Annotated in this window: 17 protein-coding genes, 1 other RNA gene and 2 pseudogenes; 8 read left to right on the top strand and 12 right to left on the bottom strand. The window is 64.1% G+C overall.

Features of this window, described 5'->3' with window-relative positions; genetic code table 11:
• The first annotated feature begins 1,115 nt into the window (after positions 1-1,115).
• Entirely contained in the window at positions 1,116-2,819 is a 1,704-nt protein-coding gene (locus IVA75_RS19980) for a recombinase family protein (RefSeq protein WP_247283985.1), read from the top strand.
• On the opposite strand, the pseudogene IVA75_RS19975 reads toward IVA75_RS19980, so the two are convergent.
• From IVA75_RS19975 to IVA75_RS19950, 6 genes and pseudogenes are all read right to left on the bottom strand, one after another.
• A pseudogene (locus IVA75_RS19975) lies at positions 2,801-2,911 on the bottom strand (acyl-CoA thioester hydrolase); the annotation flags it as partial. The gene IVA75_RS19980 and the pseudogene IVA75_RS19975 overlap by 19 nt on opposite strands.
• Before the next feature lie 38 nt (positions 2,912-2,949).
• Positions 2,950-3,867 (bottom strand): metallophosphoesterase, encoded by a 918-nt coding sequence (locus tag IVA75_RS19970; protein ID WP_247283983.1) that lies wholly within the window; start codon positions 3,865-3,867, stop codon positions 2,950-2,952.
• 129 nt (positions 3,868-3,996) lie between these two features.
• A complete protein-coding gene (gene ruvB, locus IVA75_RS19965; RefSeq protein ID WP_197031222.1) occupies positions 3,997-5,031 on the bottom strand; it encodes a Holliday junction branch migration DNA helicase RuvB in 1,035 nt (344 codons plus the stop codon).
• 155 nt (positions 5,032-5,186) lie between these two features.
• The gene (gene ruvA / locus IVA75_RS19960; protein ID WP_247283980.1) at positions 5,187-5,804 is read right to left on the bottom strand and encodes a Holliday junction branch migration protein RuvA; all 618 of its coding nucleotides are present in this window, start codon (positions 5,802-5,804) and stop codon (positions 5,187-5,189) included.
• Positions 5,801-6,328 carry a crossover junction endodeoxyribonuclease RuvC gene (gene ruvC, locus IVA75_RS19955; RefSeq protein WP_007599969.1) on the bottom strand — a complete coding sequence of 176 codons (528 nt, stop codon included), beginning with the start codon at positions 6,326-6,328 and terminating at the stop codon, positions 5,801-5,803. Before ruvC ends, ruvA begins: the two co-directional genes overlap by 4 nt.
• Positions 6,329-6,399: 71 nt before the next feature.
• A complete protein-coding gene (locus IVA75_RS19950) occupies positions 6,400-7,146 on the bottom strand; it encodes a YebC/PmpR family DNA-binding transcriptional regulator (protein ID WP_027570279.1) in 747 nt (248 codons plus the stop codon).
• A gap of 206 nt (positions 7,147-7,352) precedes the next feature.
• On the opposite strand from IVA75_RS19950, the gene IVA75_RS19945 reads away from it, so the two are divergent.
• Positions 7,353-9,101, top strand: coding sequence for a methyl-accepting chemotaxis protein (locus IVA75_RS19945; protein ID WP_247283978.1), 1,749 nt, complete (start codon positions 7,353-7,355; stop codon positions 9,099-9,101).
• Between the two features lie 109 nt (positions 9,102-9,210).
• Positions 9,211-10,635 carry a methyl-accepting chemotaxis protein gene (locus IVA75_RS19940; protein WP_247283958.1) on the top strand — a complete coding sequence of 475 codons (1,425 nt, stop codon included), beginning with the start codon at positions 9,211-9,213 and terminating at the stop codon, positions 10,633-10,635.
• Between the two features lie 278 nt (positions 10,636-10,913).
• Here IVA75_RS19940 and IVA75_RS19935 read toward each other — a convergent pair whose 3' ends face one another.
• Positions 10,914-11,177, bottom strand: coding sequence for a hypothetical protein (locus tag IVA75_RS19935; RefSeq protein WP_007599963.1), 264 nt, complete (start codon positions 11,175-11,177; stop codon positions 10,914-10,916).
• A gap of 179 nt (positions 11,178-11,356) precedes the next feature.
• Here IVA75_RS19935 and IVA75_RS19930 point away from each other — a divergent pair, with 179 nt between their 5' ends.
• The 5 genes and pseudogenes from IVA75_RS19930 to IVA75_RS19910 all read left to right on the top strand — a co-directional run bounded on the left by IVA75_RS19930 (position 11,357) and on the right by IVA75_RS19910 (position 16,334).
• Positions 11,357-11,677, top strand: coding sequence for a hypothetical protein (locus IVA75_RS19930; protein ID WP_081747973.1), 321 nt, complete (start codon positions 11,357-11,359; stop codon positions 11,675-11,677).
• A gap of 77 nt (positions 11,678-11,754) precedes the next feature.
• Positions 11,755-11,895: pseudogene (locus IVA75_RS19925) on the top strand (ATP-binding protein); the annotation flags it as partial.
• A 448-nt stretch (positions 11,896-12,343) separates the two neighbouring features.
• Positions 12,344-12,808 carry a (2Fe-2S)-binding protein gene (locus IVA75_RS19920; RefSeq protein ID WP_247283948.1) on the top strand — a complete coding sequence of 155 codons (465 nt, stop codon included), beginning with the start codon at positions 12,344-12,346 and terminating at the stop codon, positions 12,806-12,808.
• Between the two features lie 8 nt (positions 12,809-12,816).
• Positions 12,817-14,994 carry a molybdopterin cofactor-binding domain-containing protein gene (locus tag IVA75_RS19915; RefSeq protein ID WP_247283938.1) on the top strand — a complete coding sequence of 726 codons (2,178 nt, stop codon included), beginning with the start codon at positions 12,817-12,819 and terminating at the stop codon, positions 14,992-14,994.
• Positions 14,991-16,334 (top strand): cytochrome c, encoded by a 1,344-nt coding sequence (locus IVA75_RS19910; RefSeq protein WP_247283935.1) that lies wholly within the window; start codon positions 14,991-14,993, stop codon positions 16,332-16,334. The genes IVA75_RS19915 and IVA75_RS19910 overlap by 4 nt, the downstream gene beginning before the upstream one ends.
• Before the next feature lie 165 nt (positions 16,335-16,499).
• Here the strand turns inward: IVA75_RS19910 and IVA75_RS19905 are convergent, their stop codons facing one another.
• The 5 genes from IVA75_RS19905 to IVA75_RS19885 form a co-directional block, all read right to left on the bottom strand.
• A complete protein-coding gene (locus IVA75_RS19905; RefSeq protein WP_247283933.1) occupies positions 16,500-17,324 on the bottom strand; it encodes a TIGR00282 family metallophosphoesterase in 825 nt (274 codons plus the stop codon).
• Positions 17,302-17,898, bottom strand: coding sequence for a 5-formyltetrahydrofolate cyclo-ligase (locus IVA75_RS19900; RefSeq protein ID WP_247283930.1), 597 nt, complete (start codon positions 17,896-17,898; stop codon positions 17,302-17,304). Before IVA75_RS19900 ends, IVA75_RS19905 begins: the two co-directional genes overlap by 23 nt.
• Positions 17,899-18,094: 196 nt before the next feature.
• Positions 18,095-18,254, bottom strand: a non-coding RNA gene (gene ssrS / locus IVA75_RS19895) — 6S RNA.
• Positions 18,255-18,302: 48 nt separating this feature from the next.
• Entirely contained in the window at positions 18,303-18,686 is a 384-nt protein-coding gene (locus IVA75_RS19890; protein WP_007599950.1) for a cell division protein ZapA, read from the bottom strand.
• Positions 18,683-18,973 carry a DUF4164 domain-containing protein gene (locus IVA75_RS19885; protein ID WP_007599949.1) on the bottom strand — a complete coding sequence of 97 codons (291 nt, stop codon included), beginning with the start codon at positions 18,971-18,973 and terminating at the stop codon, positions 18,683-18,685. The genes IVA75_RS19890 and IVA75_RS19885 overlap by 4 nt, the downstream gene beginning before the upstream one ends.
• Positions 18,974-19,308: the final 335 nt, after the last annotated feature.

Genomic DNA, 19,308 nt, shown 5'->3' with positions numbered 1-19,308 from the left:
GCTTTGGCATCGTGGTCTCCGTTCCCACAAAACATGGGCGCATAAACGCGAAGACGTTCAATAAAATAGGACAAAACATAATTACACCACTCCGACGCACCGAGGCGGCCATCCTAATGCCTCGACGGAGCCGCGATTCCCGTTGCGGGCTGGCTGATTCCTCGTGGAAAACGGCGAAGGTATCCTGTCCAACCCGATCTTGGCCGAGACGGCAGACTCGGCGTGCTCTTCCCACCACAGGCCAGCGGGTCGCGTATATCGCCAGCGCTGGTGAGGCGCCACGTGGCATCATCGACGGTGTCTCGCCAGCCGACAGGGAGGAAATCCGCGGGGATCCAGACGCCGGACGGGAGCTGAAGCGAGTTCAGTTTTGAACTGCTTGGATGCCGGAACGGGAGGACTCTGTCAGAAGTAAGCGTTTTTCTGACAGTGCTTTTTCGACGCGCGCTTGCGGAGCTCACCCACACGCGAGTGCTTGCTCTTGGAGGCTCGACGAAAGGGTCATCGAACCAACGGAATAAGAAAGCCCCAACCAGCGACGGTTCCTTGGGTCGAACCACGGCGTCTGGGCTGTGCGCGACAATCCGTCCGCCAGCGGTTGATGGACGAGCCGGCGCTCCGCGCCGGCCACTACACATCTGTACGAGAAGCCTCATGAACCGAGAACGGGTCCGCTAGGCACAGCTCACGCAGCCACGGACTTCGTCGCCGTCACCCGCAAGTATTTTTACTCCGCTTTGCTTAGCGTATCTGCTCTCGACTACGCGCCTCATCGCTAGGAATGCCCTCACGCGCGCCGCGGCACTTCAACAATTTCATTTTCATTCGACGCTGCCGAAGTCAGCATGCGAGAAGCGTTGCGAGTAATCGCTGCGGCTTGGCTGTAGCGCAGCGCAGAAATTTAGGCTAGCTTCTGCTCGCGAGTTTGCAAATGCGTACCCGCACCCGACCTCTCCGAAGACAACGAGCGATCATTCGACCGCTCGCCCCCTCACATCCTCAGAGCTGGGATAATCCGGACAATGAGGAAATCTGGTTTGAGTTGGCACGCGCTATCGGACGTCAGGTCGCACGGGATGAAAATCACGGCTCGGGGCAGCCGATAAAGGACCGACATGACGACAGCGTCATCGAAGAAAACGGCCGTACTATACGCCCGTTATTCCAGCGACATGCAAAAGGCGACCTCGATTGATGGTCAGCTATTGCTCTGCCGGAAGGTCGCATTGCGCAACGACCTCGATGTCATCGGCGAGTTTGTCGATGCCGCAAAATCTGGTCTTACCGAAGGTGCGCGGGACGGCTATCAGCGTTTACTCAACGGTGTGAGAAACCGGGTCTTTGACGTAGTCGTGGTTGAGCATTTCGACCGCTTGTCGCGCGATCCCGCAACCATCCAGCGTCTCAAGCAGGTTTTCGAGTTCAACGGCGTTGAGCTGATGGATCAGAAGGGGGTCTATGCGACCGCCACTGACATCAGCATCGCAAGTCTCTACAACACGATTTACAAGCCGCAGCTCGCCGAAAAGGTTCGGCGCGGCCATGACAACGCTGTTGCCAACGGAAGAATTCCTGGCTCATGCGCCTATGGTTATCGACCGAGGCCGGGCGCGCCGGGCGAACGCGTGATCGATGACAACGAAGCAAAGATTGTGCTCCGCATCTTCAGCGAATATGCAGCGGGCCGCTCGACCCGAACTATCGCCGCTGATCTCACCCGCGAAGGCGTGCCCTCACCAGGGGCAACTCGTCACAAGAACAAGGCTGATCGTACCACCTGGAATCACCAGTGCATTACAGGCGGCCGGCATGGTCGCGGTATTATCGGCAACGATCTATATATAGGCGAGATACATTGGAACGTTCGCTCGACAATTCTCAACCCGGAGACCCAGAAGAAACAGAAGCGCCGCAATCCAGAAGAGCGCCACATCATAGTTAAGAAGCCGGAGCTACGGATCGTGCCGCAAGCGCTCTGGAATCGAGCGCATGAGGTTCGTAGCGCGCGCGCCGTATCTATGTTCGGACCGACTGGCAAGCCGCGGCGTCGCGCCGTGATCCCGCGCAACAACGAGCACCCGCTTGCCGGTGTGCTCCGGTGCGGCGTCTGCAATGGCCACATGCGAATCGCTCAATCCTCGCGTAACGGTGCACCGCGCGCGGCATGCGCGAGCGCGCATCAGCGGGGCACGTGCGAGCACACCCGTAGCTTCGACATGGACGTTCTGCTCGAGGATGCCTCCGACAAAATCCAACTGAAATTGCTTTCGCCGAAAGCCATTGAAGAGGCGATGTGTGCCTGGAAGGAGGAGCGCAAAAACGATCGGAACAAGGGCAGCGAACACTCTAAGCTAGAGCGTCGACGCCGCGTGTTGACTACCGAGATGGAACGCCTGTCATATGCCATCGCAAATAGCCGCCGGAAGCCGGACGAGTTGCTCAAGCGCATCGATGAGTGCGACCTGGAGCGGGAAAGCGTTGAAGAGCGCTTGCGGCTGCTGGGCGCTGGCGGCGAAAATGTCATTGGCTTCGATCACCCGAAATTCGGTGACCGATACCGTTCGGAGGTTAGAAGACTGGTCACCGCGCTCAAGGCCAATCCGAAGGCGATCGAAACTCGCGTAGCCTTCCGCAACTTGATCGAATGCATAGTAGTGCATCCGGTTCGCAAGCGGATGCCCTACGAATATACGCCCTACCTGAACAGCTCCGCGCTTTACGGCAAGAACCTTTTCCCAGAAAACCGCAGCAAGGCGCGAGAAATCAGCACGTTTGCCTGCTACGACAATGGCAAGTCAGGGAAATCCGTGTCCTCGTAGTAGACGCGGACCTGCATGTGGTGGCGGCCGTCGCGGATCTCGCCGTCGAGATGAGCTGTCACGTCACGAGCCTCTTCGCTTTCGGTAACCAGTCCGTTTTGCGCAAAAACGGCCGGCTGCGCAAGCGCGGCTAGACGATCAAAGGCCCCCGACCCAGCGTCACCTCGACGATCTCCGGCGGCACGCCGACGCGGAGCGGCATGATGCTGCAACCGAGGCCGCCGGAGATGATGACGTCGCATTTCAGCCGGATATGACCATAGGCGAGCCGGAGGCCGTGCTGCGGCGGAACTGCCGGCGACCAGCCGAGCAGGCGGACCTGACCGCCATGGGTGTGGCCGGACAGCTGCAACGCGACGCGGGCGGGCACGCGCGGCGCGATATTGGGCTCATGCGCGAGCAGGATGATCGGCGCATCGTCGCTGACCTTGGCAAGCGTCGCGTCGAGATCGTCGGCGCCGAAGCGCCCCGTGCTCCGGAAGCGTCGCGCCGGCAGAAAGGCGAGCTGATCACCGAGGCCGGCGAGCCAGAACGCGCGACCATCCTTGGTGAGCCGAATGACGTCGTTCTCGTAGACGGGAATACCGGCCGCCTCCAGCGCGCGATGCGCGACCGTCGGCCCGTGGCCGGCCTGCTGCACGGTCCTGTCCGCCCAATAGTCGTGGTTGCCCATGACGGCATGGACGCCGAGCGGCGCTTTCAGGCCGGCCAGCACCTTGGCCCATTCGTTCGCCGGAATGATGCGCGTGACCTGGTGCAGGCCCGCGACATAGTCGCCGAGCAGCACGATGATATCCGCGTTCAGCGCATTGGTGCGATCGACGATGGCCTCGATTCGCTCCAGCGACATCCAGGGATCGCAGGCGTGGATGTCGGCGATCACGGCGATCTTCAGCGGAAAATCCGCAGGCCATTGCCGCGGGGTTGGATGATAGCGGGTGACCCGAAGCCGCAGCATCGGCTCGACGCCGACGCCATAGGCCGCGGTCGATACACCGAGGGCGGACAGGCCGCCGATGGAACGGAAGAAATGACGGCGCGTGATCATGGCAGCCCGATCGTGATGCGGCTTCTTGATGCGATCCTATTGGAGCGGAAATGGGGTGCGTTTGTGCAGACCCTCTGCACGAGATGACCGGAAATTCATGACGGCCCGAGCAGGCTGCACTTGCGTAGATCAGTCGTCGCTCTCGTCGGTCCCGAACAGGCCGAACTGTGCCGCCGCATCGCGCGAGGGCTCGGCTATCCCGAGATGGCGGAAGGCGTGCGAGGTGAGCAGGCGGCCGCGCGGGGTCCGCTGCAGATAGCCACACTGGATCAGATAGGGCTCGATGATGTCCTCGATCGCGTCGCGCGGCTCGGACAAGGCGGCGGCCATCGTCTCGACGCCGACCGGGCCGCCGCCATAGTTCTGTGCGATGGTCGTGAGGTAACGGCGGTCCATCGCATCAAGGCCGGCGGCATCGACCTCGAGCGCGCTCAGCGCGTGATCGGCAATCTTGCGATCGATCCTGTCGGCATCGGCCGCCGAAGCAAAATCGCGCACGCGGCGGAGCAGCCGGCCGGCGATGCGTGGCGTGCCGCGCGCGCGTCGCGCGATCTCGTTGGCGCCATCCGCGCTCATGCCGACGTTGAGCACGCGTGCGCCACGGGTGACGATGCTCTCAAGCTCTTCGATCGTGTAGAAATTCAACCGGATCGGAATGCCGAAGCGGTCGCGCAAGGGATTGGTGAGCAGGCCGGCGCGCGTGGTGGCGCCGACGAGGGTGAATTTCGACAGCTCGATCTTCACCGAGCGCGCCGCCGGGCCCTCGCCGATGATGAGGTCGAGCTGGAAATCCTCCATCGCGGGATAGAGCACTTCTTCCACCGCAGGGCTGAGGCGATGGATCTCGTCGATGAAGAGCACATCGCGCTCTTCGAGATTGGTGAGGAGTGCTGCGAGATCGCCGGCCTTGGCGATCACCGGGCCCGACGTGGCACGAAAGCCGACGCCGAGCTCCTTGGCCACGATCTGCGCCAGCGTGGTCTTGCCGAGGCCGGGGGGACCGACGAACAACACGTGATCCAGCGCCTCGCCGCGCTTGCGCGCCGCCTCGATGAAGATGGACAGATTCTTGCGCGCCTGCTGCTGGCCGACGAAATCGGACAGCGATTGCGGGCGCAGCGCGGTGTCGCCGACATCATCGCTGCGGCGCTCGGGCGTGACCATGCGGTTGGCCTTGGGATCGCTCACTCAGCGGACTCCCGAAAATCGTAGGGTGGGCAAAGGCGCTCTTCGCGCCGTGCCCACCATGTCGCTGATCGCTCTATAGATGGTGGGCACGCTTCGCTTTGCCCACCCTACGAGATTGACCATTTCCGCGCTCACTTCGACAGCTCCTTCAGGCCGAGCCGGATCAGCTGCGCGGTCCCGGCGCTCTCGCCCGCGCTGCGCGCGGCCGATGCGATCGCGGCCGCCGCCTGCGGCTGGCCGTAGCCGAGATTGACCAGCGCTGAGATCGCGTCCGCCACGGGTCGCGGCGCGCGCTGGTCGTCGACGGCACCGGCGAGGTGCACGACCGCCGGATCGACATTGGCGAAGGCCGGCGCCTTGTCCTTCAGTTCGGTGACGATGCGCTCCGCGACTTTGGGGCCGACACCGGGCGTGCGCGCCACCGCGGCCTTGTCGCGCAACGCGATCGCGTTGGCGAGGTCGGACGGCTGCAGCGTACCGAGCACGGCGAGCGCGACCTTCGCGCCGACGCCCTGCACGGTCTGGAGCAGGCGAAACCATTCGCGTTCCTGGTCGCTGCGGAAGCCGAACAGTTTGATCTGATCCTCACGAACATAGGTCTCGATCGACAGCACGGCGGCCTCTCCCGGCGAGGGCAGATGCTGCAGCGTGCGCGTCGAGCAATGCACCTGATAACCGACACCGCCGACGTCGAGGATGACGAAATCCTCGCCGAAGGAATCGATCAGGCCCTTGAGCTTGCCGATCATAGGCCTGCCACCTTCAGCCGCAGCGCGGTGCTCTGGCGATGATGGGCATGGGTGATGGCAATGGCGAGCGCGTCGGCGGCGTCCGCGGACGGCGGATCGGCCTTGGGCAGCAAGATCTTGAGCATCATCGCGATCTGCTGCTTGTCGGCGTGGCCGGCGCCGACCACCGTCTTTTTCACCTGGTTCGGCGCGTATTCGGCAACGCTGATGCCGAACATCGCGGGCGCGAGCATGGCGACGCCGCGGGCCTGGCCGAGCTTCAGCGTCGCGACGCCGTCCTTGTTGACGAAAGTCTGCTCGACCGCGGCTTCCATCGGCTTGTGACCGGACAGGACGGCGGCGAGCCCCTCATGGATCGCGAGCAGCCGGCTCGCCAGCGGCAAATCGTCCGGCGGCTCCACCGAGCCGCAGGCGACATAGATCAGGCGATTGCCCTCGGCCTCGATCACGCCCCAGCCGGTGCGGCGCAGGCCAGGGTCGATGCCGATGATGCGAACGGGGCCACGAATCGGAAGCGTCGTCATGGGCCAGTGATAGCGGCTGGCCGCCGTGGGGGAAACAGAAACAGAACGGAAGTAACAGGGGAAGTGGCCCCCTACCCGCCCATCTTCGCCAGCAGCGCGTCCGACACCTCGAAATTGGCGTAGACGTGCTGGACGTCGTCGTGCTCGTTGAGCAGGTCCATCAGCTTGAGCAGCTTCTCGCCGGTCTCGTCGTCGACCGCGACCGTGTTCTGCGGCTTCCAGATCAGCGCGGCCTTGCGCGGCTCGCCGAACTTGGCTTCCAGCGCCTTGGCGACGTCGCGATAGCCTTCGGTCGAGGCGTAGATCTCGTGGCCGGCTTCGCTCGATATCACGTCGTCGGCGCCGGCCTCGATCGCGGCATCCAGCACCGCATCGTCAGAGGCAACGCTGCGGTCGTATTCGACTATGCCGGTGCGGTCGAACATGAAGGACACCGAGCCGGTTTCGCCGAGATTGCCGCCGGACTTGGTGAAGAAGGAGCGGATGTCGGAAGCCGCGCGGTTGCGGTTGTCGGTCAGCGCCTCGACGATGACGGCAACGCCGCCGGGTCCGTAACCCTCGTAGCGGATCTCGTCATAGTTCTCGCCGTCATTACCGAGCGCCTTCTTGACGGCGCGCTCGATATTGTCCTTCGGCATGTTCTCCTGGCGCGCCGCCGTGATGGCCGCACGCAGGCGCGGGTTCATGTTGGGGTCGGGCGTCCCCAGCTTGGCCGCGACGGTGATTTCCCGCGCCAGTTTGCCGAACAGTTTCGACTTCTGGGCATCCTGCCGCCCCTTGCGGTGCATGATGTTCTTGAATTGGGAATGTCCGGCCATGCGTGATCTTCTCTAGGGGAATCGTGCGCCAAGGTGAGCGTGGGAAGCGCGGCCTTATAGGCCGCCACCCCCCCGGAAAGAAAGAGGCTCTACGACTTTAAGGTAACACCGTACGGGCCCGTGCCTAGATGTCAGGCATCGTTAACCCTGATTTCATTCCAGCCTGCGAAAATAGCGTCCGACCGTCCCCCGACAAGAGAGACCTGATGGCATTCGGACTATTTCGGAAGCGTCTGCCGGACATGACTGCAACTGCGGCTGCCCCGCAGGCTGCACAGCCGGCGGCCCATTCCGAGCCTGCCGCGGCCGTCGAAAGCGATTCGGCCAAGGAAATCCTGGAACTGCTGGAACTCGAGCTGGGCGCCATGATTCGCCAGCTCGAGCGCGCCGCCAATTCGGTGGCCGGCGGCGCCGAGGCGACCGCCACGACGCTTGCCGCCATCCGCGACCGCACCGACGCCCTCACCGGCCGGACCAATGCCGCGCAATCGAACGCCTCCACCTTCGCCCATGCCGCCGACAAATTCACCCAGTCGGCGCTGGGCATCGGGGCGCAGGTTCGCGAGGCCGGCAAGCTCGCGGACGAGGCCAGCGCCGCGGCGCAGGAAGCCCGCGCCAACGTCGATCGCTTGCGCGAATCCTCGGCCGCCATCGGCAACGTCGTCAACCTGATCGCACAGATCGCACGGCAGACGACGCTGCTCGCGCTCAACTCGACCATCGAGGCCGCGCGTGCGGGCGCCGCGGGAAGAGGCTTTGCGGTCGTCGCTACTGAGGTCAAGGCACTGGCGGTGCAGACCCAGGGCGCGACGGAGGAGATCACCAAAAAGATCGACGCGCTGCAACGCGACGCCGCCGGCTCCGCGGATGCGGTGCACCGCATCTCGCAGGCGATCGAGGCCATCCGCCCGGTCTTCGAGACCGTCAACGGCGCGGTCGCCGAACAGAACGCCACCACCAGCGAAGTCTCCGGCAACGCGACAAGCGCGTCGCAGTTCATCATCTCGGTCGGCGAAAGCGCAGCCGAGATCGATGCTGCGACCAAGGCGGCCGAGAGCCACGGCGAGAACGTCGCGAGCGCCGGCAAGGCCGTGACCGCCTTCGCACAGAAACTGAAATCGCGTTGTGCCGTGCTGCTGCGCCAGAGCGAGCACGACGATCGCCGCAAGACCGAACGGCTGCCCTGCCATCTCAAGCTCGAAACCGCCCGCGGCGTGCTGCCGGTCTACGAGATAGCGATGGACGACGTGCTGATCGGCGGCGCCGACGCGGGCCGCCTTGCATCGCAAGCCATGATCGAAGGCACCCTCGAAGGCGTCGGCGCCTGCCGCCTGCGCGTGGTCGAGCAGTCCAAGGCCGGCGCGCGCGCGCAATTCGTCAATCCCGATGCCGCGCTCCGCGAGAAGATCGAGGACAGGCTCTGGTCGATCCACGAAGAGAACACGGAGTTCGTGACCCGCGCCATGGAGGCGGGTAACGCGCTGACCGGAATCTTCGAGCAGGCGGTTGCTCGCGGCGAGGTGAAGATCGAGGACCTCTTCGACACCGATTATGCCGAAATCGCCGGAACCAATCCGCAGCAGTACCGCACCCGATATCTGGACTGGGCCGACCGCGCGCTGCCGTCGTTCCAGGAAGCGTTTCTGGAAAAGGACCCGCGCTTGGCGTTCTGCGCCATGGTCGATCGCAACGGCTTCCTGCCGGTGCACAACAAGATCTATTCGCATCCGCAGCGGCCGGGCGATGCCGCGTGGAACACAGCCAACAGCCGCAACCGGCGGATGTTCAACGATCCGGCGGGGTTGGCTGCCGCGCGCAACCTGCGCTCGTATCTGGTGCAGAGCTATGCGCGCGACATGGGCAACGGAAATACTGTGATGATGCGCGAGATCGACGTTCCGATCCGCGTGCAGGGCCGGCACTGGGGCGGATTTCGGACGGCCTACAAGCTCTAGTGCGCGCTCAGGCAAGACGCCAACGCGCGAATCATCTCTTAAGACCGGAATTGGAATGGGAATGCCGCGGAGAGCCGGCGAACGGCTCTGACTGGAGGACTCTCAAGACATGTCCGTCGTACAACTTGCAGTACTGGACACCGGCTCCAACCGAACGCTTGCCGAGCGGCTGATCGATCAGCTCGCCGACCGCATCGGCGGCCTCGGCGTGGAACTCGCCGACATCGCCGGCAACGTCCAGGAAGTCGCAAGCCGCGTCGCGAACCAGTCGGAACGGTTTCATCATCTCCAGGAAACCGCCGAGACAATGGTGTCGGCCAACCACGACATCGCCAATGCGTCGCAGGCGGTTCAAACGACCACGTCGGCGGCGGTCGGCGAGATCGCGCAGTCGCGCGGCGCAGTCGACGCCGCCGTCAGCCATATCTCCGAGCTCGTTGCAGCGGTGGAGCGGATCGAGGCGCGCTTGAGCGCCGTCGGCTCCGCGCTGGCGCAGGTGGCAAAAGTGTCCGGCTCGATCGAGGCGATCGCGAAGCAGACCAACCTGCTCGCGCTCAACGCCACCATCGAGGCAGCACGCGCCGGCAATGCCGGCCGCGGCTTCGCGGTGGTGGCAAGCGAGGTCAAGAACCTCGCGGAAGCCACCCGCCAAGCCACACACCAGATCTCCGACACCGTGCGCGATCTCGACGGCCAGATCGAAGGCCTGATCGGCGAGAGCAGCGATGCTTCGCAGCGCGCGAAGACGGCCGGCGAAGGCGCCCAGCGGATCTCCGGCATCATCTCGCGGGTCCAGCAGGGCTTCGCCTCGGTCGAAGCGGAGATCGGCAGCGTCACGCGCGCGGCGACTTCCAATCTCGGACATTGCGACAGCGTCATCAGCGAGCTCAACGAGCTCGCCAAGGGCGTCGACCTCTCCTCGCGCGATCTCAAGAACGCGGATCAGCGCGTGACCAAACTGCTCGACACGTCCGAAGGCCTGATCGCGCTGATCGCCGACAGCGGCGTGGAGACATCCGATGCGCCGCTGATCCGCACCGTCGTCGAGACCGCCAAGCGGATCTCCGACGAGTTCGAAGCCGCCATCGGCCGCGGCGAGATCACGCTCGACCAGTTCATGGACGAGAACTATCGGGAAATCCCCGGCACCGATCCCAAGCAGTACAACACTAACTATGTCGACTTCACCGACCGCGTGCTGCCCGCGATCCAGGATCCGATCCAGAAGTCCGATCCCCGCATCGTGTTCTGCGTCGCCTGGGCCAAGGGCGGCTATCTGCCGACGCACAACCCGAACTACCGACTGCCGCAGGGCAAGGACCCGGTCTGGAATAACGCCAATTGCCGCAACCGCCGCCTGTTCACCGATCGAGCGGTGCAGAAGGTCGCGGCCAACACCAAGCCGTTCCTGCTCCAGACCTATCGCCGCGACATGGGCGGCGGGCAGTTCGTGCTGATGAAGGACCTGTCCTCGCCGATCATGATCCGCGGCAAGCACTGGGGCGCCTTCCGGATGGGCTTTCGGCAGAGCTGACGGTCACTCCTGCGGACCTTGAATCAAAAAACCTCGAAAACAACCCCATTCACAGTAGCCGGGGCGAGCAGAATCAATGGCTTAAGCGCCCGATGAATCCGTCGATCCAGGCGTCTCTGAAGCGCTTGCGGCGTCGGGCAAAACAGGCGTAGAGTGCTATTATTCCGAAATTTCCATTCCTCCCTTCTCTCCTTGTCGAAGCCATCCCCGCCAGACAAAGAAAAGCCGCCACCGGAACGAAACGATGACGGCTTCCTCCTGGCTTGCGAAACCGGCCTTTACCGCCCGGCTCCAACGCGATTGACGCCACCATTCGCATTGCCACCGGCGTTATGACGGACTGCGGCGCGCGCCACCGGGCGCGGCCTGAGCACGACGCCTGCCCGAGCAACGCAACCCGCCGGATATTCTACGTACTGGCAGTAAATCACCGCCTTGGCTGGGGTTGGACTGAGCGACAGGGTTGCAAGCCCAAGCAGGCCGCTGGCGGCGATGCCCGCGACCGTCGCTGACTTGATCGAAAGAAGCTTCCTCGGATGCATGGCGGACCTCCCCCTTCGCACTTGCGTCACCGAAAGGTGACGGAAGCGCCTCAGGTGCGGCTGAACATAGCGTAGGCGTCGCAAATGCGCGGGTTCGATTGATCTACATCAAGCTCACGCGCGGAGTGAGCCGCAATCTCGCGAGCGGGGCTTAAGGAATTCATGGAAGGGTTTCTGTCATGCTCCGCTTCATTCTTGCTTCTCTTGCCGCTTTCGTTTTGCTCACCGCCTGCTTGATCCCCGATGATGCCGAGGCCCGGCGCGGCGGAGGTGCCTATCGGGGTGGCGGCGCTTACCGCGGCGGTGCGGTCGCAGTTCGAGGACCGCGGGGCGGCGGCGCTGTTGCGGTGCGCGGCGCGGGCTATCGAGGCGGCTATCGCGGCTACGGCTATCGGGGCTACGGTGTAGGAGCGGCAGCGGTCGGCGCGGCTGCCGTTGGCACTGCTGCGTACCGCCGCAGTTGCTACGATGCTTACGGAAACTACATTTGCGCCTATTGATCCATGGCGACGCCCGATAGCGCGGCTTGGCCTTCTGTGCGCACAAGCAAGCGCCGGCGGTGACCGTTCGAGCCGTTTACACCAGCAAAGCGGAAGGCATGGGCATGGGCCTGTCCATTGCGCGCACCATTATCGAAGCGCACAACGGGTTCATATCAGCGAGTAATCGGGAGCACGGCGGTGCCTCGTTCACGATCAGGCTTCCCTTTGCCGGTTGATGCACAACGGTGCCCGTACGCGGAGACGGACCCTCACCCGAGTGAGCCTGCGTCTACGGGCGTCGCTGCCCTCTCCCACAAGGTGAGAGGGCACATCAATGAGTCGCCGCAATTGATCGCGTCAGAAGCCCGCGCCGTCGATCGACTTCCATAATCGCACGAGTTTCGTCATCGCATGATTTTGCGCATTCGCACGATCACCTGCGGCGAGCAACGGCGCATGTGAAGAAAAAGCGTCAGAAAATGACGATTATCATATCAATTAGCCCAAAATCACCGCAGCGATCGCCGCACAAATTCGTGAACGTCATGGCCTGACGCGCTCGCTACGCAAATATGCATTGCCGGAAATAGTCGACGCTTCATCGTTTCGCATCGATATGATTATTGTGCGCGCAAATTCGCTGACTAGATCGCCGTAAGCGATCGAGCGAGCAAGGGGATGCATATGGCAACTGTTCTCACCATCAATGGCGAAACGAAATCGTTCGAGGCGCCACCTGAAATGCCGCTGCTGTGGGTGCTGCGCGACGTCCTTGGGATGACCGGCACCAAGTTCGGCTGCGGCATCGCGCAGTGCGGCGCCTGCACGGTGCACGTCGATGGCAAGGCAGTCCGCTCCTGTGTCTTGCCGGTCAGCGCGGTCGCGAACCGCGCCGTCACCACGATCGAGCATGTCGGCAGCACGCCTGCGGGCACGAAGGTGCAGAAGGCCTGGCTCGATGCCGAAGTGGTCCAGTGCGGCTATTGCCAATCCGGCCAGATCATGGCGGCCGCGGCACTGCTGGCGGCAACGCCCAGCCCTGACGATTCCGACATCGACGCCGCGATGGCTGGCAACATCTGCCGCTGCGGCACCTATGTGCGCATCCGCGAGGCCATCAAGCAGGCCGCCTCCGGTCGTCAGTCGTGAGGTCCGCCATGATCACCGACAAGACTCTTCCTGACGTCTCCCGCCGTGCGCTTCTGACCGGCGGTCTCGCCACCGGCTTCCTGCTCGCCTTCCACCTGCCGCTGCGCGCCGCCGTCAACGAGCCGGAGCAGCCGAAGGACACGACCGACGGCAAGTTCGCGCCCAACGCCTTCATCCGCATCGACGAGACCGGCCGCACCGTCCTGATGATGCCGCAGGTCGAGATGGGCCAGGGGGTCTATACTTCGATTGCGATGATCCTGGCCGAAGAGCTGGACGCCGATTGGGCAAAGGTCGCCGTGCTGCATGCGCCGCCCAACGACAAGCTCTACGCCAATCCCGCCTTCGGCTTGCAGGCCACGGGTGGTTCGACCTCGATCCGTGCCTGGTGGAAACCGTTGCGGGCAGCCGGCGCCAGCGCGCGGGCGATGCTGGTGCGGGCCGCAGCAGTGCAATGGCAGGTCGAACCTGCGAGCTGCACCGCGTCGAAAGGCGAGGTCGTGCACGCCGCAAGCGGCCGCAGGCTCGGCTATGGCGAACTGGCACTGGCCGCACAGGGCCAGACGCCGCCGAAGGATGTTTCGGTCAAGGACCCCAAGGACTTCGTCATCATCGGCCAGCCGCTGAAGCGGCTCGACACGCCGGACAAGGTCAACGGCAAGGTCGTCTACGGCATAGACGCGATCCTGCCCGGCATGAAGATCGCAGCGATCGCCAATTGCCCGGTCTTTGGCGGCAAGGTCGGCAAGGTCGACGACAGTGCGGCGACAAAAATCCCGGGCGTGCGCAAAATCGTGGTGCTCGAGGACACAATCGCCGTGATCGGCGACCACATGTGGGCCGCCAAGAAAGGCCTCGATGCGCTCAAGATCGAGTGGGACGAGGGACCGAACGCGAAGCTCAGCACGGAGGATATCTGGCGGCATCTGCGCGCCGCCAGCGCGAAGGACGGCGTGGTCGCGAAATCGGTTGGCGACATCGCCAAGGGGCTCGCAAGCGGCGACAGGTTCGAGGCGAGCTTCGAACTGCCGTTCCTCGCGCACGCCTCGATGGAGCCGATCAACGCCACCGTCCACGTCAGGCCTGATGCCTGCGAGATCTGGACCGGCACGCAGATCATGACACGCGTGCAATCGGAGGCCGCGAAGGCCGCCGGCCTCCCGGTCGACAAGGTGATCGTCAACCAGCATCTGCTCGGCGGCGGCTTCGGCCGCAAGCTCGAGCCGGACATGGTGGTGGCCGCCGTGAAGATCGCAAAGCAGGTCGATTATCCCGTCAAGGTGATATGGACCCGCGAGGAGGACATCCAGCACGACGTCTACCGCCCGGTCTATCGCGACCAGGTCACGGCATCGCTGGTCGACGGCAAGGTCGCGGCCTGGAAGTACAAGGTCGCCGGCTCCGCCGTGCTGGCGCGCTGGCTGCCGCCGGCGTTCCAGAAGGGTATCGATATCGACGCGGTCGATGCCGCGGTGGATGCGCCCTACGACTTCGCCGATTTCCATGTCGAATATGTCCGCGCCGAGCCGCCGGGGGTGCCGACAGGATTCTGGCGCGGCGTCGGTCCGAACAACAACGTGTTCGCGGTCGAATGCGCGATGGACGAGCTGGCGCGCAAGGCCGGCAAGGACCCCGTCGAATTCCGCCGCTCCATGCTGACCAAGAATCCGCGCATGCTCGCGGTGCTCAATCTCGCCGCCGAGAAATCCGGCTGGGGCCAACCGCTGCCACCGCGCGTCGGTCGCGGCGTCTGCGTCCAGCCGTCATTTGCAAGCTTCCTCGCCACCGTGGTGGAAGCGGAGATCGACGATATCGGCGAGATCACGCTCCGCCGCATCACATCGGTGGTCGACACCGGCATCGCGGTCAACCCCGATACAGTGAAGGCGCAGATCGAGGGTGGCCTGGTGTTCGGCCTCACCGCCGCGCTCTATGGCGAGATCACCATCGAGAAGGGCCGCGTGCAGCAGTCGAATTTCCACGACTACCGCATGATGCGCATCGACGAGATGCCGAAGATCGAGGTCGTCGTCGTCAAGAGCGGCGAGGCGCCCGGCGGCATCGGTGAGGCCGGCGTCAATGCCGGACCGCCGGCGCTGCGCAACGCCATTTACGCGGCAACCGGCGTCGCGCTGCGGCGCCTGCCGATCGATCGGAAACTGCTGGCTGCGGGGAAAAAGGCATGAGCGGCAAGATGCGTATCTTCACTGGCATCGTCGTGATCGCCATTGTCGTGGTGGCGCTCGGCGTCTGGATCATCCGCGGGCCCGGCCCACTCGACTTCGCCGGCGGCCCCAAGGTGGCGCTGGCGGATTACCGCGCCGGCAAGCCGACCGGCGTGCCGGCAAGGCTGGAGAAGGCGAGCCTGGTTGAACGCGGCGAATATCTCGCGAAGGCGGCCGACTGCATGGTCTGCCACACCAAGCCGGGCGAGAAGGACTATTCCGGCGGGCTCGGCTTCAAGCTGCCGTTCGGCACGCTCTATTCCACCAACATCACGCCGGACAAGGACACCGGCATCGGCAATTACAGCGACCAGGATTTTCTCAACGCGGTCCAGCGCGGCAAGCGCCATGACGGCGCCCGGCTCTATCCGGCGATGCCCTACACGTCCTACACCTACATGACCGACGAGGACGTGCTGGCGGTGAAGGCCTATCTGTTCAGCCTGCCTGCGGTGCGCGCGAAGCCGCCGGAGAACACGCTGTCCTTCCCGTTCAACCAGCGCTGGGCGATGATTGTCTGGTCGGCCGTGTTCAATCCCGACACACGCTTTGCGCCTGATACGTCGAAGAGCCCGGAGTGGAATCGCGGCGCGTATCTTGTTGAAGCGTTGGCGCATTGCGGCGAATGCCACACGCCGCGCAATCTCGGCTTTGCGCTGGACAACCGCAAGAAGTTCGCGGGCGCGATCACGGCCGGCTGGCGCGCCTTCAACATCTCCTCCGACAAGGCCACCGGCCTCGGCAGCTGGCGTGACGAGGACCTGATCTCCTATCTGTCGCTCGGCCATGCGCCCGGCCACGGCTCGGCGTCGGGTCCGATGGGTGAAGCGGTCGACCACAGTTTCAGCCAGTTCGCGCCTGAGGACATAAGCAGCATCGTCGCCTATTTGCGCAGCGTACCGCCGCAGCCCTCGCCCGACCTGCCGGCAACCACCGCGCCCGTCGCGCCCGCCTCGCACAAGGACGGCATCACGGCGGATGCGCGCGGCAAGAAAATGTTCGCCAGCGCCTGCGCCAGCTGCCACGGCTGGAGCGGCGAGAGCCCGGTCTCGGCGATGGCAACGCTGACCGGCACCTGGGCCGTCAACGACCCCGCCGCCACCAACGTCGCGCAGATCGTGCTGTCAGGCACCAAGCGGAATACGCCCGACGGGGCGCTGTCGATGCCAGCATTCGGCAACGCGTATAGCGATGACGAGATTGCGGCGGTGGCGAATTACGTCACGGCGCGGTTTGGCACGAAGGGGTCGAAGCTGACGGCAAAGGATGTCGCGGGGTTGAGGGAGCAGACGGCCGAGTAGGTGCGGTGAGCGCATCACTCTCGGCGTCGTCCCGGCGAAGGCCGGGACCCATAGCCACAGCGATTTGTTTGGCAAAGATTCGTCGTTCGGTACTCCGGCTGCGTGCAATGGATAGATCACGCGGTATGGGTCCCGGCCGGGACGACACTGAATATGTGGCGCCGTTCAGCTCAACCAGAATTTCGGCGTTGCCGGCTCCAGCCGGCCGCCGGCGCGCACCGGTGCGATGCGCAGTGCGAGTCCGGTCGCGTCATCCGTCTCCACGGCAACGCCGCTGAGCGTCGCGGCGCCTGCCGCCGGCTCGAAGCGGCCCGAGGGTATCCCGGAGGTGAACCTCCGCAGCGGCTCTTCCTTCTGCATGCCGATGATGGAATCGTAGTCGCCGGTCATGCCGGCATCGGTCATGTAGGCGGTGCCGCCCGACAGGATCTGGTGGTCGGCGGTCGGCACATGGGTGTGGGTGCCGACGACGAGGCTGGCGCGGCCGTCGCAGAAGAAGCCGATGCCCTGCTTCTCGCTGGTCGCCTCGCAATGGAAGTCGACGACGATGGCATCCGCGGCAATGCCGAGCGGGCAGGCGCCGAGCTCGCGCTCCAGCGCTGCGAAGGGATCATCGAACGGGGTCATGAAGACGCGGCCCAAAGCGTTGACGACGAGCGCGTGCTTGCCGTTTTTGGTCTCGACCAGCGCGGCGCCGCGGCCGGGCGTACCGCGTGGATAATTCGCGGGCCGCACCAAACGATCCGCGCGCTCGATGAACACGAGAGCTTCGCGCTGGTCCCAGGAGTGATTGCCGAGCGTCACCGCGTCGGCGCCGGCGTCGAGAAACTCCTGATAGATCGCTTCCGTGATGCCGAAGCCGCCGGCGGAATTCTCGCCGTTGACGACGACGAAATCGAGCGACCAGTCCTTGACCATGCCAGGCAGATATTCGGCGATGGCATTGCGCCCGGCACGGCCGACGACATCACCCACGAAGAGAATGCGCAACTTCAGAACTCCGGAAATCGAATACGTCGGATTCCGTTAGCACATAATCCAGCGCCACGTCGTGGGCTAGTGCCGGAACCGCCTTGATCTCCTGCGCTGCGAAAGCGAGCCCGATGCCGACGATATTCTTGGCTTTTCGCAGATGCGCGAAGGTGTGGTCGTAATGCCCCGCGCCATAGCCGATGCGATGGCCGAGACGATCGAAGGCAGCGAGTGGCGTCAGCATGATGTCGGGAATGACTTCAGCGGCCCCAGGCGACGGCTCGGGAATGCCGAGCGGGCCGAGCATCAGGCGATCGTTGGGATGGAAGACGCGGAAGATCAGCGACTGGCCGCGCGCGGTGACGCAAGGCAGCGCGAGCCTGGCGCCCTGCTCGGCCAGCTTCTTCAGCAGCGGCATCGGATCGATCTCGCTGCGGATCGGCGAATATCCCGACACGATGCTGCCGGGCAGAAGCTGGAACGGCAGCCCGCGCTTGGCGAGCTTGGCGGCGGCGGCGGTGCGCTTCTTTTCGCTCAGCGCATCGCGCGCCGCGAGGGCTTTGGCGCGGAGTTCGGCTTTGGTGTTGGTCATGCGCGCTTGCTCCGAAGGCTGAGCCTTGCTCCGCCGTCATCACCCGCGAAGGCGGGTGATCCAGTATTCCAGAGACGCCAGTGATCAAACATCGACGCCGCGGCGTACTGGATGCCCCGCCTACGCGGGGCATGACACCGCTGGTTTGTCGAGGACGCAATTCGAGAGGCACGAACTAGGAGGACGAATGCAAAAGTGCGAAGCCGCGAACGCCGTTGAAGCACTCGATCCCGGAGTTCCCTACGAAAGTAGGTGGGCACCATATGTCCGAGCCCACGGGCCCGGCCAGGGACAGTTCCCTAAAGGATCGATAAGGCCCCGGGGATAATGGCTCCTGACGCGCGTCGCAGCCCCGCTCGGGCAATGTAACAACGATGCTGACGAATCGCCAGCCCGGTGAACGGTCAGCCGATGGCGATCCCGTTGCCGACGGTGCGGTTCAGGACCTGGGTCGACTTTTCGATGCGCTCCGCCGCAGAGTTCAGTGCGTTCACGACCGCGGTCTGGGTCAGCCGGGCGCGCTCGACGGCGGCGTTGCGGAAATCCCGTAGCTCGGTCAGTTCCTGCTCCATGGTCCGGATGCGGTTGCCGGCGTCGACCAATTCGTCGCAGACGGTCAGCGCCGCCATCACGGTGAGCCTGGCATCACCGATCTCGCCGAACTTTCCGCGCAGCGACTGAATCCGCGTCTCCAGGCTTTCGGCGAGCTTGAGCAGCCGCACCTCCTGGCCTTCCTCGCAGGCCATGCGGTATTGCCGGCCGTTGATGGTGACGTTGATGTGGCTCATCCGTCCTCTCCGGTATCGAGCACCGAGCGAATCGTGACGATCGCGGAATCCAGCCGATCGGAGATCTCGCGGCTGGAGCGCTCGAGCTTGCGCGCCTTCACCAGCGCGCCGTCGAGTTCGTCGGCAAGCCGCGAGCGGTCCGCGCCGAGCGCCTGGATTCGCGCCGCGAGCTCGTTCTCGTCGCGATCGGCATCGCGCCGCCGCTCCACGGCGCTTTCGAGCGAGTCGAGCGCCGCCATGAGCCTGCGGGTCGCGATCTCGATCTCGACGGCCGAGGACTCGGTCATGGCAGAGCTGTTGGATACGCGATCGTTCATGCAGTCAGCGGCGGAACCTGTGGCCTTGCCCTTGGGCTTTTCCTTTGGGCATTTACCTTGGAGCTTGCCGTCCGGCAAAAGACTCGGTTCGGCAAGCGGTTAGAAGCAGAAATTTACGTGGCAAGCTAGCGGAGCGCAACGCCGCCACGAAACTATGCACTGATAGATCGGGATGGGATTCATCCCGATCTATCAGTTCCTGCCGGGCATGACCTGGCCGGAAAACCGGCCTCCACTTTGCGCTAACGCGGCCCTGCGGGTCCGGATCATGCCGTAAGCAACTTTTACGGCCAAACCGGCGTTTG

It is taken from the genome of Bradyrhizobium sp. 134, assembly GCF_023074155.1.
Lineage (GTDB): Bacteria > Pseudomonadota > Alphaproteobacteria > Rhizobiales > Xanthobacteraceae > Bradyrhizobium.
The sequence above is the reverse complement of the archived record's forward strand: the minus strand, read 5'-3'. Positions and strand labels throughout refer to the sequence as shown.